This is a genomic window from Roseivivax sp. THAF30, from assembly GCF_009363575.1.
In the GTDB taxonomy this organism is placed as follows: Bacteria; Pseudomonadota; Alphaproteobacteria; order Rhodobacterales; family Rhodobacteraceae; genus Roseivivax; species Roseivivax halotolerans.
In genome coordinates this window covers 3748288-3762897 of the sequence record NZ_CP045389.1, presented here as the reverse complement: position 1 = coordinate 3762897, position 14610 = coordinate 3748288, and the positions used below count along the sequence as shown (strand labels likewise).

Annotated in this window: 12 protein-coding genes and 1 tRNA gene; 6 read left to right on the top strand and 7 right to left on the bottom strand. The window is 61.0% G+C overall.

Going from position 1 to position 14610, the window contains the following annotated elements:
* Positions 1-2 precede the first annotated feature (2 nt).
* Entirely contained in the window at positions 3-911 is a 909-nt protein-coding gene (locus FIU91_RS18260) for a ParB/RepB/Spo0J family partition protein (RefSeq protein WP_152463554.1), read from the top strand.
* On the opposite strand, the gene hemW is transcribed toward FIU91_RS18260, so the two are convergent.
* Genes hemW through rph form a run of 3 tightly spaced genes read right to left on the bottom strand, consistent with a single transcriptional unit; the run spans position 895 to position 3384 of the window.
* Positions 895-2100, bottom strand: coding sequence for a radical SAM family heme chaperone HemW (hemW, locus tag FIU91_RS18255; protein ID WP_152463553.1), 1206 nt, complete (start codon positions 2098-2100; stop codon positions 895-897). The two genes, FIU91_RS18260 and hemW, sit on opposite strands and share 17 nt — an antisense overlap.
* Positions 2063-2674, bottom strand: coding sequence for an RdgB/HAM1 family non-canonical purine NTP pyrophosphatase (gene rdgB, locus FIU91_RS18250; RefSeq protein ID WP_093009132.1), 612 nt, complete (start codon positions 2672-2674; stop codon positions 2063-2065). Before rdgB ends, hemW begins: the two co-directional genes overlap by 38 nt.
* Positions 2671-3384: a ribonuclease PH gene (rph, locus tag FIU91_RS18245; protein WP_093009131.1), complete on the bottom strand. Its 714-nt coding sequence runs from the start codon at positions 3382-3384 to the stop codon at positions 2671-2673. The genes rdgB and rph overlap by 4 nt, the downstream gene beginning before the upstream one ends.
* A gap of 110 nt (positions 3385-3494) precedes the next feature.
* On the opposite strand from rph, the gene hrcA reads away from it, so the two are divergent.
* Together hrcA and FIU91_RS18235 are read left to right on the top strand one after the other, a co-directional pair.
* The gene (gene hrcA / locus FIU91_RS18240; RefSeq protein WP_152463552.1) at positions 3495-4559 is read left to right on the top strand and encodes a heat-inducible transcriptional repressor HrcA; all 1065 of its coding nucleotides are present in this window, start codon (positions 3495-3497) and stop codon (positions 4557-4559) included.
* An 8-nt stretch (positions 4560-4567) separates the two neighbouring features.
* Positions 4568-5137 (top strand): nucleotide exchange factor GrpE, encoded by a 570-nt coding sequence (locus FIU91_RS18235; protein ID WP_093009129.1) that lies wholly within the window; start codon positions 4568-4570, stop codon positions 5135-5137.
* On the opposite strand, the gene mutS is transcribed toward FIU91_RS18235, so the two are convergent.
* Positions 5138-7789 carry a DNA mismatch repair protein MutS gene (gene mutS, locus FIU91_RS18230; protein WP_152463551.1) on the bottom strand — a complete coding sequence of 884 codons (2652 nt, stop codon included), beginning with the start codon at positions 7787-7789 and terminating at the stop codon, positions 5138-5140.
* Between the two features lie 149 nt (positions 7790-7938).
* On the opposite strand from mutS, the gene FIU91_RS18225 reads away from it, so the two are divergent.
* Together FIU91_RS18225 and FIU91_RS18220 are read left to right on the top strand one after the other, a co-directional pair.
* Entirely contained in the window at positions 7939-10194 is a 2256-nt protein-coding gene (locus FIU91_RS18225) for an NADP-dependent malic enzyme (protein WP_152463550.1), read from the top strand.
* A 27-nt stretch (positions 10195-10221) separates the two neighbouring features.
* Positions 10222-11103 (top strand): ribokinase, encoded by an 882-nt coding sequence (locus tag FIU91_RS18220; RefSeq protein WP_152463549.1) that lies wholly within the window; start codon positions 10222-10224, stop codon positions 11101-11103.
* On the opposite strand, the gene msrA is transcribed toward FIU91_RS18220, so the two are convergent.
* On the bottom strand, positions 11100-11735 hold the full coding sequence (gene msrA, locus FIU91_RS18215; RefSeq protein WP_152463548.1) for a peptide-methionine (S)-S-oxide reductase MsrA: 636 nt from the start codon (positions 11733-11735) through the stop codon (positions 11100-11102). The two genes, FIU91_RS18220 and msrA, sit on opposite strands and share 4 nt — an antisense overlap.
* Before the next feature lie 175 nt (positions 11736-11910).
* Here msrA and FIU91_RS18210 point away from each other — a divergent pair, with 175 nt between their 5' ends.
* Positions 11911-12915: an NAD-dependent epimerase/dehydratase family protein gene (locus FIU91_RS18210; protein ID WP_152463547.1), complete on the top strand. Its 1005-nt coding sequence runs from the start codon at positions 11911-11913 to the stop codon at positions 12913-12915.
* A gap of 12 nt (positions 12916-12927) precedes the next feature.
* On the opposite strand, the gene FIU91_RS18205 is transcribed toward FIU91_RS18210, so the two are convergent.
* Both FIU91_RS18205 and FIU91_RS18200 read right to left on the bottom strand, forming a co-directional pair.
* Positions 12928-13003: transfer RNA gene (locus tag FIU91_RS18205), tRNA-Thr, on the bottom strand.
* A gap of 50 nt (positions 13004-13053) precedes the next feature.
* On the bottom strand, positions 13054-14601 hold the full coding sequence (locus tag FIU91_RS18200) for a heme biosynthesis protein HemY (protein ID WP_152463546.1): 1548 nt from the start codon (positions 14599-14601) through the stop codon (positions 13054-13056).
* Between the last annotated feature and the right edge of the window lie 9 nt (positions 14602-14610).

The window sequence follows — 14610 nt, the reverse complement described above, 5'->3', positions numbered from 1 at the left end:
GCATGGCAGAGAAACGCGAAAAACGGGGCCTCGGTCGCGGTCTGTCCGCTCTGATGGCGGATGTCGAACCCCAGTCCGTGGCGGGCCCGCAGGAATCCCCTTTTCCTCGCCAGCCGGACCGCCTGATCCCGATAGAGCAAATCGAGCCCAATCCCGAGCAGCCGCGGCGCTCCTTCACGGATGAGCAGCTGCAAGAGCTTGCCAATTCGATTCGTTCGAAGGGTATTATTCAACCGATCATCGTCCGTGAGAAAAATGACGCGCCAGGTCGGTATGAAATCGTTGCTGGCGAGCGGCGGTGGCGGGCGGCTCAGATTGCCAAGCTTCACGAGATGCCGGTTCTAATTCGCGAGCTGAACGACACTGAAGTTCTCGAAATCGCGATCATCGAGAACATCCAGCGCGCAGATCTCAATGCGATCGAAGAGGCGGCTGGCTATCGTCAGCTGATGTTCAAGTTCGGCCATACTCAGGAACAATTGGCCGAGGCACTTGGGAAAAGCCGAAGCCACATTGCAAACCTGATGCGGCTTTTGAATCTGCCCGAGGATGTTCAGTCCTTCGTGTCCGAGGGTAAGTTGTCAGCCGGGCACGCGCGCGCCTTGATTACCGCGAATGATCCGTCGGGACTCGCACGCACCATCATATCCAAAGGCCTTTCGGTGCGCGCAGCTGAAGCGCTTGCGAAGGAAGACGAGACGCGAACGACGCGTCGCAAAACGCGATCCGATGATATGGGCTTCGAGAAGGATGCTGATACGCGCGCGCTCGAAGGTGATCTCGGGGCGGCGCTCGGGATGAAGGTCGCGATCGACCATAAGCCCGGGGCGGAAGCGGGTCGGCTTACGATTTCTTACGACACTCTCGAGCAGCTTGACGCGCTCTGCGCAATTCTCAGCCAGTCTCGGTGACCTGGTCCGGGACAAGCTCCGCAAGGACGGAATTCAGAAGGAGCTGACCGCTATCGGTCACTCCGATCCTTTGACCGCGTTGCCAAAGGAGCCCGGCGTCTTTCAGTGGCGTGCACAATTCGGGAGTAGCGATCTGCGGATCGAATTTGTGCAAACGGTCCATATCTATACCTTCTTGGATCCTCAGACCCAACATAAGGTATTCGAGAGCTTGATCCCAGCCCGATAGGTGGTCCAAAACTCGGGTTCCGTCTCCACGCTCTACGGCGTCCAGCCAAGCTCCGGGATTGCGCCATGCCTCAGTCGCATACCGCGCGCCATTGAGCGTCAGTCGGCCATGCGCTCCGGGACCGACCCCGATGTAGTCTCCATAGCGCCAATAGACGAGGTTATGACGCGATTCTCCGCCTGGAACTGCATGGTTCGAGACTTCGTAGCGTTTCAACCCATGCGCAGTGCAAATCTCATCGGTCGCGTCGAACATGTCCGCCGCTCTGTCGTCATCGGGCAAGCCCTGCAGTGCGCCGCGCCTCTGCCGCTCCCAGAACGCCGTGCCGCGTTCGATGGTCAGTTGATAGAGCGATACATGATCTCCGGTAAGATCCATGGCGCGTCGCAACTCATTCCGCCAGTCATCAAGGCTCTGATCCTGCCGCGCATAGATGAGATCAAAGCTCACACGTTCGAACACGTCTCGTGCAGTGCCCAACGCCCTCAAGGACTCGTCGAGGGAATGCAGCCGCCCCAGCCGCGCGAGATCTCGATCGTTGAGAGCTTGAATCCCCATCGACACGCGATTGACGCCTGCAGATCGAAAATCCGAAAAGCGCGCGGCTTCGACCGATCGCGGGTTTGCCTCCAGAGTGATCTCTATGTCCGGCATCGGCGGCCAGAAGCCCGTCGCCGTGTCGATAATATCTGCGACAAGGCCGGGATCCATCAGGCTCGGCGTGCCGCCTCCAAAGAAGATCGAGTTCAGCCTGCGGGGCCCGACCGCTTCGAAGCACCGGTGCAACTCAGCTATAAACGCGGCACGCCACCGTTCTATATCGACGCTGCGGGTAACGTGGGAATTGAAATCGCAATACGGGCACTTGGCCTCACAGAACGGCCAGTGGACGTAGAGCCCGAAACCGCCTGTCTCCCAGTTCTCAGCCAAAACACCCGTCCAGGAACTTGCGCATCGCATCCGCGCGATGGCTGATCTCGTTCTTTTTCCAGCGATCCATCTCGCCGAACGTCACATCGAAACCTGTCGGCTGAAAAATCGGATCGTATCCATGACCTTGGTCTCCCCGCATTGGCCAGACCACCTGGCCCTCCATCACTCCGGGAAAGACTTCGTCATGACCGTCCGGCCACGCCAGAACCAGCGTGCAGCAGAAACGCGCTGTCCAAGGTTGAGGGGCAGCACCCTTGACAAGAAGCTCATGGGCTCGCGTCATCGCCTTCACGAAGTCGCGTCCATTCTCAGTTTCAGCCCAATCGGCAGTATAGACACCGGGCGCACCATCCAGCGCGTCGATCTCGATGCCAGAATCATCGGAAAGCGCCGGCAAACCAGTGGCCTGTGCGGCGGCATGGGCTTTGATCCGGGCGTTCTCGACAAAGGTGGTGCCGGTTTCCTCCGGCTCCGGGAGGTCAAGCTCCGCAGCACCGACCACGGTCACGCCACGCGGGTTCAGCAGCGCGGCAATCTCTTCAAGCTTGCCGGCGTTATGAGTTGCTACGAGAAGTCGATCTCCTTCGAACGCCCGGCTCATCCGGTGGCCTTGAGCTGCGCGTCCACCAGGTCGCGAACCCCATGTTCGGCCAAATCGAGCAGCGCGCTCATCTGGTCACGCGAGAAAACCGCACCCTCTGCCGACATCTGCACCTCGATCAGTTGACCGTCGCCGCGCATGATGAAGTTTCCGTCGACCCCGGCTTCGCTGTCTTCGGGATAATCGAGATCCAGGACCGGCTGACCTGCGTAGATACCGCAGCTGACCGCGGCCACGGGCGAGACGAGCGGATCCGACACGATGTCACCTGCTTTCATCAATTTCGCCACGGCAAGCTTCAGCGCGACCCAGCCCCCCGTGATGGATGCACAACGCGTTCCGCCATCCGCTTGGATCACGTCGCAATCCACGGTGATCTGCCGTTCGCCCATCGCAACACGATCCACACCGGCGCGCAGCGAGCGACCGATCAGGCGCTGGATCTCGACAGTGCGACCACCCTGCTTTCCGCTTGTCGCTTCCCGGCGCATGCGGCTCGAGGTGGACCGTGGCAACATCCCGTACTCGGCCGTAACCCAACCAAGGCCCGAACCCTTGATGAAAGGCGGCACACGATCCTCGATGCTTGCCGTGCACAGCACGTGCGTGTCGCCGATCCGGATCATGCAGGATCCTTCAGCGTGTTTCGTGACATCGGTCTCGATTGAAACCGCGCGCATTTCATTTAGGTTTCTGCCAGATGGACGCATGAGAGGTCTCCTTCATTCGCGCTAGGGCATACAGAGACAAAGCCTGGGCCAGCAACCCCATGTACCTCCGTCATCACGTCGTTTTTTGTCGGGATCGGATCTCACTGAATATGCAGGACGACACAACCTTGTTCAGCCAGCTCAACGATCGCTCGCGGGAGGTCTTCCGGCAGGTCGTCGAGGGCTATCTTGAAAGCGGTGAACCCGTAGGATCGCGGACCCTCACGCGGACCCTCTCCGAAAAGGTCTCTGCCGCGACGATTCGGAACGTGATGAACGATCTTGAATATTTAGGCCTGCTCGACTCACCGCATGTCAGTGCCGGTCGGGTCCCGACCCAGATGGGCCTTCGCATGTTCGTCGATGGTTTGTTGGAGGTCCGTGACCTCGATACAAATGACCGAAGCCGGATCGACGCGACGCTCGGTACGAATACTGACGATGTCGGCAATCTTCTCGATCGTGTGGGCTCGGCCCTTTCCGGCGTCACGCGAGGGGCCTCTCTGGTTCTGACTCCGAAGCACGAGGCTCCGATCCGGCATATCGAGTTCGTATCTCTCGCGCCGACACGTGCCCTCGTCGTGCTGGTCTTCGATGATGGTCAGGTGGAAAACCGCGTCTTCACGCCGCCGCCAGGCATGACGCCATCGGCGATGCGCGAGGCCGCGAATTTCCTCAACGCCATCGTGGAGGGGCGAACCCTGTCCGATATGCGCCGCGACGTGGCCAAGGACATCTCGGCCCGCCGTCAGGAAATCGATTCGCTCGCGCATGAGATGGTCGAATCAGGCCTCGCCGTCTGGGCCGAGGAAAGCGACCGTTCCGAACGGCTTATCGTGCGTGGACGCGCGAATCTCCTGGGCGAGGACGTGCCGGACGAGGATCTCGAACGCATTCGTTCGCTCTTTGACGATCTCGAACGAAAGCGCGATATCGCCGAGTTCCTCGAATTGACCGAAGATGGCGAAGGCGTACGTATTTTCATCGGTTCGGAGAACAAACTTTTCTCGCTTTCGGGTTCCTCTCTGGTCGTGTCTCCATATATGAACTCGGATCGCAAGATAATCGGCGCGGTGGGCGTCATTGGTCCCACGCGTCTCAACTACGGTCGGATCGTTCCGATCGTCGACTACACCGCACAGCTGGTCGGCAAGCTGCTGTCCGACCGGAAATGAGGACAACGATGGCAGACCCCAAAGACGACGATTTCCTCGACGACCTCGACGCGCTCGAAGCAGAGGCCGAGGCAGAGGAAGAGGCATTTGAAACCGCCGAACCGACCGAGGCGGACCGCATCGCCGAGCTGGAGGCAGAGCGGGACGAGTACCGCGACAAATTCATGCGCGCACTCGCCGATGCCGAAAACGCCCGGAAGCGGTCGGATCGTGACCGGCGCGAAGCGGAGCAGTATGGCTCCACGCGCCTCGCCCGCGATCTGTTGCCGGTCTATGACAATCTACAGCGCGCCTTGGCCGCTGCAAACGAAGAGCAGAAGCAGATTTCCGCGGCGCTTCTCGAAGGCGTAGAGCTGACGCTCAAAGAATTGCTGTCCGTCTTCAAGAAACACGGGATCGAAGTCATCACTCCCGCCGTGGGGGATCGGTTCGATCCGAAGATCCACGAGGCGATGTTCGAAGCGCCGCTGCCGGAAACGAAGGCTGGCGATATTATCCAGGTCTCCGCCGAAGGATTCATGCTCTACGACCGACTGCTTCGGCCCGCCCAAGTCGGTGTCAGCTCCAATCCGGGCTGATCAGTCATTGTTTCCGAGAAGCGCGCGAAGTTCATAGAGCGCCTCGAGCGCTTCCTTCGGTGACATCTCATCGGGGTTCAGTCCCGAAAGCCGCGCCTCAACCTCGGATGGCGCGGCTTTTGTTTTCCTGGGTTCCGCTTCCGCGGCGACCACGGAAAAGAGCGGCAGATCGTCGATAAGGGCTTTGGGCGTCGTCTTCTCCCGCTCACCCTTTTCGAGTGCCTCGAGGACCGACTTCGCGCGCGCCACAACGGATTTAGGCAATCCGGCAAGCTGAGCGACCTGCACGCCATAAGATCGATCCGCGGCACCGGGACGGACCTCGTGCAAGAAGACGACCTCACCATCCCATTCCTTTACGGCAACGGTCGCATTGCTGACACCGTCCAGCTTCCCACCCAGAACCGTCAATTCATGGTAGTGGGTCGCGAAAAGCCCGCGGACCCGGTTGACCTCTGCGAGATGTTCGAGCGTTGCCCAGGCAATCGACAGCCCGTCATATGTCGCTGTGCCACGCCCGATCTCGTCCAGAATGACCAGCGCGTGGCTGTCGGCCTGGTTCAGGATGGCCGCCGTCTCGACCATCTCCACCATGAAGGTGGACCGTCCCCGCGCCAGATCGTCAGACGCGCCGACCCGGCTGAAGATCTGGCTCACAAGTCCCAGATGCGCGGTATTTGCCGGCACGAAGCTTCCCATCTGCGCCAGAATGGCAATCAGCGCGTTCTGCCTCAGATAGGTCGACTTACCTGCCATGTTGGGACCAGTAAGCAGCTCCAGCGCCGGGCCGTCTTTCTCTGGGGACAGCTTGCAATCGTTTGGCACGAAGCCGCTCGCGCCCTGTGACCTCAGTGCGCGCTCAACCACCGGATGACGCCCTTGTTCCACGTGAAACGCGCGGCTCTCATCAACGCGCGGCCGTGTCCAATCTTCGCCCGAGGCAAGATCGGCGAGCGACGTCGCAAGATCGCATTCCGCAAGGGCAGCACTCACTTCCCCCAACAACCCAGCTTCATCCAGAACTTGCGATTTCAGGCTATCATAGAGCCGTTTTTCCAGCTCGAGTGCCCGGCCGCCGGCGTTCAGGATGCGAGTTTCCAGCTCTGACAACTCGACAGTCGTGAACCGCACCTGGTTCGCCGTTGTCTGCCTGTGGATGAAGGTCTCGGAATGCGGCGGGGCCATCATTTTTGATGCGTGCGCCGCCGTCGTCTCGATGAAGTAGCCAAGAACGTTGTTGTGCTTGATCTTGAGCGATCCGATCCCCGTCTCATTCGCATAGCGCGCCTGAAGCCCGGCGATGACGCTCCGACCCTCGTCTCTCAGCGTCCGCGCCTCGTCGAGCTCGGGATCGAAGCCGTCCGCGACGAAACCTCCGTCTCGCGCAAGGAGTGGGGGCTCGGCAACCAACGCCTCCTCGAGGGATTGCAGAAGCGATGTTTCTACGGCCAGTGCCGCAACCGCATCCCGCACGAGGTCAGGCAAGTCGTCCGATGGAAGCCCGGCGGCGATATCCTGAGCCTGTCCCAGCGCCGCACGAACAGCTGCAAGGTCTCGCGGACCGCCCCGGTCGAGTGCCAGGCGCGACAGAGCGCGGTCGATATCAGGCACCTTTCGAAGTGCATCGCGCAGAAACAGAGACACATCTCGGTTTGACAGCGCCCAGTCGATGGCATCGTGTCGCGCGATGATCTGGGCAAGGTCGCGTGATGGGGCCGAGAGCCGGCGCTCCAAAAGCCGCGCACCACCTGCCGTTACAGTCCGGTCGATCACCGACAGCAGTGATCCGGCCCGCGTTCCATCGGCGCCCCGTGTCAGCTCCAGATTCCTCCGCGTCGCCGCATCGATCTGTAGAAGCCTTGAGGTGCTATCTTGGCGCGGCGGCCGAAGCAGCGGTAATTTTCCCTTCTGGGTGATATCGAGATAATCCACGATCGCACCCAGCGCCGAGACCTCCGAGCGGTCGAAATTGCCAAAGGGCTCGAGCGACGCGACCCCGAACAGGCGCAACAATCGCGCCTCTGCGGAGCTCGAGTCGAAGGAGCCGCGGGAAAGCAGCGTCGGCTCGATCCCCATATCTTCGAAAACCGGCCGCAGCCTGTCCTCGCTGCCTTCCGAGACCAGGACTTCGGCTGGCGACAGGCGCGCGAGTTCTGCCCCGATCCGCGCTTCGGCCAAAGGCATCACGTGCAGAACGCCGGTGGAGATATCCGTCCAGGCCAATGCGAACTCGTCTCTAACCTGGCTCAAAGCTGCCAGAAAATTGTGGCGGCGAGCTTCGAGGAGGCTTTCCTCTGTCAGGGTGCCGGGGGTGACGAGGCGCACCACATCCCGCTTCACGACTGACTTGGCTCCGCGTTTCTTCGCCTCCGCCGGGCTTTCAAGCTGCTCGCAGACCGCAACGCGAAACCCCTTTCGGATCAATGTCAGCAGGTAACTTTCCGCGGCATGAACCGGCACGCCGCACATCGGGATATCCTCTCCCGAATGCTTGCCCCGCTTCGTCAGCGCGATATCCAGCGCTTCGGCGGCCGCCGCGGCATCGTCGAAAAAGAGCTCGTAGAAATCGCCCATGCGATAGAAGAGAAGCGCGTTCGGATACCGCCCCTTGATCTCGAGATATTGCGCCATCATCGGCGTCGCCGCGGTCATGAAGCCCCCGTATTCATTGCTTCGCGAACCTATCCATGCCCTGCTTTTAGGAAAAGACGAAAGCCGTCATTCGGGGCCGATAGCGCTATCTCGGTTGAGGGGCCACGTCGCGTCCGATAAGCCCGTCCGGACGGCAAGGAGGCAGGATCATGGCACGGCAGAAATACACCCGCGAAGAGGCGCTTGCCTTCCACCTAGAGCCGACACCCGGAAAATGGGAAGTGCAGGCCACCGTGCCGATGACGACGCAGCGCGATCTGTCGCTCGCCTACTCGCCCGGCGTGGCCGTTCCTTGTGAGGAAATCGCCCAGAACCCTGAGCTTGCCTACGATTACACGAACAAGGGCAACCTTGTCGCCGTGATCTCGAACGGCACCGCGGTTCTCGGTCTTGGCAATCTCGGTGCACTCGGCTCGAAGCCGGTGATGGAAGGCAAGTCAGTGCTCTTCAAGCGTTTCGCGGACGTTAACTCCATCGACATCGAACTCGATACCGAAGATCCGGACGCGTTCTGCAACGCCGTCAAGCTGATGGGTCCGACATTTGGCGGGATCAATCTCGAGGATATCAAGGCGCCCGAATGCTTCATCATCGAGCAGCGCCTCAAGGAAGAGATGGACATCCCCGTCTTCCATGACGACCAGCACGGCACCGCCGTGATCTGCGCCGCGGGTCTCATCAATGCGCTGCACATCTCCGGCAAGAAGATCGAAGATGTGAAGATCGTGCTGAACGGGGCAGGGGCCGCCGGGATCGCCTGTATCGAGCTTCTCAAGAGCATGGGTGCGCGCCACGAGAACTGCATCGTCTGCGACACTAAAGGCGTGATCTACCAGGGCCGAACCGAGGGCATGAACCAGTGGAAATCGGCTCATGCGATCGCGACGGAGCTGCGCAGTCTCGAAGACGCGATGAAGGGCGCGGATGTCTTCCTCGGCGTGTCGGTGAAGGGGGCCGTGACGCCCGAGATGGTCGCGAGCATGGGCGACAACCCGGTCATCTTCGCGATGGCCAATCCCGATCCGGAGATTACGCCGGAAGAGGCGCATGAGGTCCGCGTCGACGCCATCGTTGCGACAGGCCGCAGCGACTATCCCAACCAGGTCAACAACGTTCTCGGCTTTCCCTATCTCTTCCGCGGCGCACTCGACATCAATGCGCGGGCGATCAACGACGAGATGAAGATCGCCTGTGCGGAAGCGCTTGCCGCGCTCGCCCGGGAGGACGTGCCAGATGAGGTCGCGATGGCCTATGGAAAGAACCTCACGTTCGGTCGGGACTACATCATCCCGACGCCGTTCGATCCGCGTCTGATCTATCGTATTCCGCCCGCCGTGGCGAAAGCGGGGATGGATACCGGCGCAGCGCGGCGGCCGATCGTCGACATGGACGCTTACGAGATCTCGCTGAAGACGCGGCTTGATCCCACCGCGTCGATCCTCCGGGGCATCTCGGCACGCGCGCGAGCGGCACAGGCGCGCATGATCTTTGCAGAAGGTGACGACCCCCGCGTACTGCGCGCGGCGGTCACCTATCAGCGTTCGGGCTTCGGCACAGCGCTCGTGGTCGGGCGTGAGGCCGATGTGAAAGCCAAGCTCGAAGCTGCGGGCCTGGGCGATGCAGTGCGGGAGATCGAGGTCGTCAATGCAGCCAACACGTCGCATCTCGAGACCTACAAGGATTTCCTATACCAGCGGAACCAGCGCAGCGGCATGGACCGCCAGGACGTTCACCGGCTTGCTGCGCGCGACCGGCACGTCTTCGCCGCGCTGATGCTGGCGCATGGTCATGGCGACGGCCTCGTCACCGGGGCCACGCGCAAATCGGCGCATGTGATGGAGCGGATCAACACCGTCTTCAACGCACAGGCGAAGGACGGCGCGGCTGGGATCACCGCGCTCATCCACAAGGGCCGGATCGTTCTGATCGGCGACACGCTCGTTCATGAATGGCCGAGCGAGGAGGATCTTGCCGATATCGCTGAGCGCGCGGCTGGAATCGCCCGGCATCTCGGGCTCGAACCCCGCGTCGCCTTCGTCTCGTTCTCGACTTTCGGCTACCCGGTGTCCGAGCGCGCCGAGAAGATGCACGTTGCACCGCGTGTTCTTGACCGGCGCAACGTGGATTTCGAGTATGAAGGTGAAATGACGGTGGATGTGGCGCTGAACCCCAAGACCCAGACCAATTATCCGTTTCAACGCCTGACGGGCCCTGCAAATATCCTCGTTGTCCCGGCACGCCATTCCGCGTCGATCTCCACCAAACTCATGCAGGAAATGGCTGGCGCGACGGTCATCGGCCCGATCTTGGCAGGTGTCGACAAGTCGATCCAGATCTGTTCGTCCGCCTCGACGGCGAACGACATTCTGAACATGGCTGTGCTTGCGGCCTGCAAGGTCGGCTAGGCCATCGGATAATCGGAGGAGGCCGGTATGGCGATCTGGAATCTCGGCTCCATCAATGCCGATCTCGTCTATCGCGTGCCTCATCTGCCCGCACCCGGAGAGACGCTTGCCTCCCTGGAAATGTCGCGCGGTCTTGGTGGCAAAGGCGCCAACATGTCGGTCGCAATTGCACGGGCAGGGGCCCAGGTGCGCCACCTCGGGGCGGTCGGTCCCGATGGCGACTGGATGATCGAGCGGCTTCTCGAATACGGAGTCGACACGCGGCTTATCGAGAGGCGCAGCGAGCCTTCGGGTCACGCGATCATTGCCGTAGACGATGCCGGTGAGAACCAGATCATTCTCTATCCCGGCGCGAACCGCGCGATTTCGGAACTTGCGTTGGCCGAGCAGCTCTCTGCTGCGCGTTCGTCGGACATCTTCCTGTTCCAGAACGAAACCAATGCCCAGATCACCGGCGCGACGCTGGCTTCGCAGCGGGGCTTGCGGGTGGCTTACGCCGCCGCGCCATTCGATCCGGAGGCGGTGAAAGCCGCGTTGCCGCTTCTTGATCTCCTGATCCTCAACGACGTCGAGGCGGCGCAGCTCGCCGAGGCGACGGGGCTCGAGCCTCGAGCGTTGCCGATCCGTGATGTGGTTGTCACGAGGGGCGCGAAAGGCGCGACCTGGTACGAGACGGATAGCGGAAGCGCGACGGACGTCGCGGCAATCCCGTCGAACGCCGTCGATACGACCGGTGCTGGTGACACGTTCACCGGATTTCTGCTTGCTGGTCTCGACCGAGGTCAGCCGATGCGGCAGGCGCTCGACCTAGCCGCCAAGGCGGCTGCGATCATGGTCACGCGCGTGGGGACTGCCGATGCGATCCCCGATCTGAAAGACATCGAGGACCGCTTCGGGCCGGGCCACTAACCACCGACGAAGGGCGCATCCGCACCCCAGACTTCGCGCACGCGTTCATCTCTGCGGCAGCCGTCACGATAGCGCTCATAAGCGTCGGAACGGTCGATATATCCGAACCGTGTTAGCGTTCTTTCGGAGCTCTTGTAGTAGTCCTGGTGATAGTCTTCCGCCTTGTAGAACGTGCTCGCATCGAGGATCGGCACGACCACCTCACGGCCGAGCTCCTCTTCGGCGCGGCGCTTGGCGGCTTCGGCATCGGCGCGTTCCTCTGCGTCATCCACAAAGATCGCCGGGCGATAGGATTCGCCGCGATCACAAAACTGTCCGCCATCATCGAACGGGTCGATGGAGCGGAAGAAAAGATCGTAGAGCTGCGGGCGGCTGACCTGATCGGCGTCATACATGATTTCTGCCGCTTCGTAATGGCCGGTTCCGCCGGCAACGACCTGCTTATAGGTCGGGTTCTCTACGTTACCGCCGGTATATCCCGAAACCACTTCGGACACGCCCTGGACCTTCTCGAAATCGGCTTCAACGCACCAGAAACATCCTCCTGCCACCGTGATTTCGGCGGCCTGCACGGCAGGCGCCGCAAGGCAGGCTGCAAGCACGAGAGAGAGCGGTTTCGCTTTATGGGTCATGTCATCCTCCTGTTCTTTACTCCAACATGGAACGATGATCCGTCCCTTCAAAATCCTGAATGGCGCAGTCACCGAGATATGATGCCTCGGCATCGGTCATCCGATGGGCCATGTCGGGCTTCCCAAGCCGGATTGCGCCGCTTAGGGAGGATACAGACGAATTTGAGAGGCTCTCATGACGCGTATTCTGGTTACCGGCAGCGCCGGCTTCATCGGGTTCCACCTTTGCCGCCTGTTGCTGAAAGAGGGTCACACGGTACGCGGCTTCGACGGGATGACGGATTATTACGACGTGCGTCTGAAGGAGCGGCGCCACGCGCATCTGCACCAGATGCCCGGTTTTTCCGCGACCGAGGGAATGCTCGAGGATCAGGAGGCGTTCGACAGGACAGCTGACGATTTCGAGCCGGAGGTCATCGTCCATCTCGCCGCTCAGGCCGGCGTGCGTTACTCGCTCGAAAATCCGAAAGCCTATCTCAGCTCCAATGTCATGGGGACGTTCTCAGTGATGGAGGCGGCGCGGCGACACAAGGTGCAGCACCTCCTCATGGCCTCAACCTCGTCGGTTTATGGCGCGAACGAAGAAATGCCCTTCGCCGAAACCGACAAGGCCGATACCCAGCTTACGATCTATGCCGCGACGAAGAAGGCGAACGAGAGCATGGGCCATGCCTGGGCGCATATTCACCGCATTCCGACGACCATGTTCCGGTTCTTCACTGTCTATGGGCCTTGGGGGCGGCCGGATCTTGCGCTTTACAAGTTCGTGGACGCAATTCTCGATGGGCGACCGATCGACGTCTACAATCACGGCGAGATGTATCGCGACTTCACATATATCGACGACCTGGTGCGGGGCATCCGTCTTCTGATGGATGCGATTCCGGGCGGAGAGGACAGCCGCGTGGAAGGCGATACGCTCAGCCCCGCCGCGCCGTTCCGGGTTGTGAATATCGGGAATTCCGACAAGGTGAAGCTCATGGACTTCATCGCCGGTATCGAGGACTCCCTCGGAACACAGGCCGAGATGAACATGATGGAGATGCAAACTGGCGATGTTCCCGCCACATGGGCGGATGCGACGCTTTTGCAGAACCTTACCGGCTACCGACCCCAGACCGATTTCCGTGACGGGATTGCCCGCTTCGTGGAGTGGTATCGCGATTATTCTAGGAAGTAAGCGATCCGAAACTGGTGCCGGTGATAGGACTCGAACCTACGACCCCATCATTACGAATGACGTGCTCTACCAGCTGAGCTACACCGGCCCAATTTCCGTGCGCGGGCATTAGCACCGCCTCCCGAGGATGGGAAGGGGTCAGGATGCCTTTTCGCGCGGCTCCTCGGTATTTTCTTCGGGAGCCTGTTCCGCGTCTTCCGCGGTGTCAGATACACCCGATGACTCTTCTGTTTCGGGCGTCGCGGGCGCTGTCTCCGTTTCCACATCGTCCGCGGGATCGACAACCGCGATATCCGCTTCGGGCAGCGCAGAGGGACCGACCAGAAGTGGCAGCATCTCGGCACCGGCGGGCAGGGTAACATCTGTGCGCGGCGGGGTTTTCCAGCTCAGCGTATCGAAGGCGCCGCAATTGTTGCAGATCGCCGACCACTCGGTCTGGATGTTGTTACAGCTCTCGCAGACCCATTGCGGACCACGCGGCGCGGTCAGCGCCTTGGCAAGCCAGCCGCGCACAATTGCATCGTCCGATCCTTCACCACGCTCGATCGCGGCCATGATCGTCAGAACGCGCGCATCGGGCGAGGTTTCCCACAGATCGCCGAGCGACCGGCGCGCACCGGGGAAGTCCTCGGCGGCAAGGTGCAGTTCCGCGAGCAGCAGCTTCGTTTCACGGTGATCAGAGTTGAGCGACGTCAGCGTCCGGAATCGGCGCAGACGCTCTGTCGGGCTTTCGGCTGGCTCGATCTCCGCGAATGCTGCGGCAAGATCGGGGTGAGGCTGCGCGAGCCAGGTCTTCTTGAGAAGGCGGGTCGCGTTCTTTTTGCGACCGTCCGCGATGAAGCCGCGCGCGGCCATCGCAGCCGCCGGCACGAGGTCGGGTGAGGACTTGTTCGCGTTGATCGCCGCCTCGCGCGCTTCGATGTCCTTGCCGTCGTCGAGGATGTCCTTGGCCTCGGAGAGTGCCAGAACCGCGTCGCGCCGTTTGTGGAGGTCGCGCGGAATATTCCCGTGCTTGAGTTTGGCCGCCAGCGTCTTGCGGGCCCCTGACCAATCGTTTTCCTGCGCCTGCAAACGCAGCAGCGTGTCCTGGACCTCCTCGTGCTTTGGTTTGATCGCGAAGGCGCGTTCTGCAAGTTTGAGCGCGGTTTCCGTATCGCCCTGCGCGAGACGCTGCTTCATGATCCCGCGTACGCCGACGAAGCGTGTCTTTTCATTCTGGAGAAGGCGCTTATAGACTTCCTCTGCTTTCTTGCGGTCGCCCATCTGTTCTGCGGCCTGAGCCTGCAGAAGATCGGTCAGCTCCGGCTTGTGCAGATAGCGCTCGGCCTTCTGGGCCTTGGCCATCGCAACTCGGCCTTCACCGGAGGCTAGCGCGGTCAGACCGTCGCCCAGCGCCTGGTAGCCTTTGCGCTCGCGGTTGCGATCGAAATAGCGCGAGATCGCCGTCTCGTCGCCGTTGATGAAGCGCAGAAGTGCCACGAGAAAAGAGGCGATTTTCAGCACGACCCAAACAGCGACGAACAGCAGAACAGCGGCAATCACCGATTGCAGCGCACCAAAGGTGAATTCCATGCCGGCAACCGTGACACGGACGCCGCCTTCGGCTTCCATCAGGTAGCTTGCGCCAAGGGTCAGCGCCGCGACGATGGCGACGAAGAAGACGATCTTGATGAGTGACCAGAGCATGAAGCGACC

Bases quoted from the DNA above. Each gene is read 5' to 3' on its own strand.
- FIU91_RS18260 (WP_152463554.1), top strand. From the start codon at position 3: ATGGCAGAGAAACGCGAAAAACGGGGCCTCGGTCGCGGTCTGTCCGCT.
- hemW (WP_152463553.1), bottom strand. From the start codon at position 2,100: ATGCGATGCGCAAGTTCCTGGACGGGTGTTTTGGCTGAGAACTGGGAG.
- rdgB (WP_093009132.1), bottom strand. From the start codon at position 2,674: ATGAGCCGGGCGTTCGAAGGAGATCGACTTCTCGTAGCAACTCATAAC.
- rph (WP_093009131.1), bottom strand. From the start codon at position 3,384: ATGCGTCCATCTGGCAGAAACCTAAATGAAATGCGCGCGGTTTCAATC.
- hrcA (WP_152463552.1), top strand. From the start codon at position 3,495: ATGCAGGACGACACAACCTTGTTCAGCCAGCTCAACGATCGCTCGCGG.
- FIU91_RS18235 (WP_093009129.1), top strand. From the start codon at position 4,568: ATGGCAGACCCCAAAGACGACGATTTCCTCGACGACCTCGACGCGCTC.
- mutS (WP_152463551.1), bottom strand. From the start codon at position 7,789: ATGACCGCGGCGACGCCGATGATGGCGCAATATCTCGAGATCAAGGGG.
- FIU91_RS18225 (WP_152463550.1), top strand. From the start codon at position 7,939: ATGGCACGGCAGAAATACACCCGCGAAGAGGCGCTTGCCTTCCACCTA.
- FIU91_RS18220 (WP_152463549.1), top strand. From the start codon at position 10,222: ATGGCGATCTGGAATCTCGGCTCCATCAATGCCGATCTCGTCTATCGC.
- msrA (WP_152463548.1), bottom strand. From the start codon at position 11,735: ATGACCCATAAAGCGAAACCGCTCTCTCTCGTGCTTGCAGCCTGCCTT.
- FIU91_RS18210 (WP_152463547.1), top strand. From the start codon at position 11,911: ATGACGCGTATTCTGGTTACCGGCAGCGCCGGCTTCATCGGGTTCCAC.
- FIU91_RS18200 (WP_152463546.1), bottom strand. From the start codon at position 14,601: ATGCTCTGGTCACTCATCAAGATCGTCTTCTTCGTCGCCATCGTCGCG.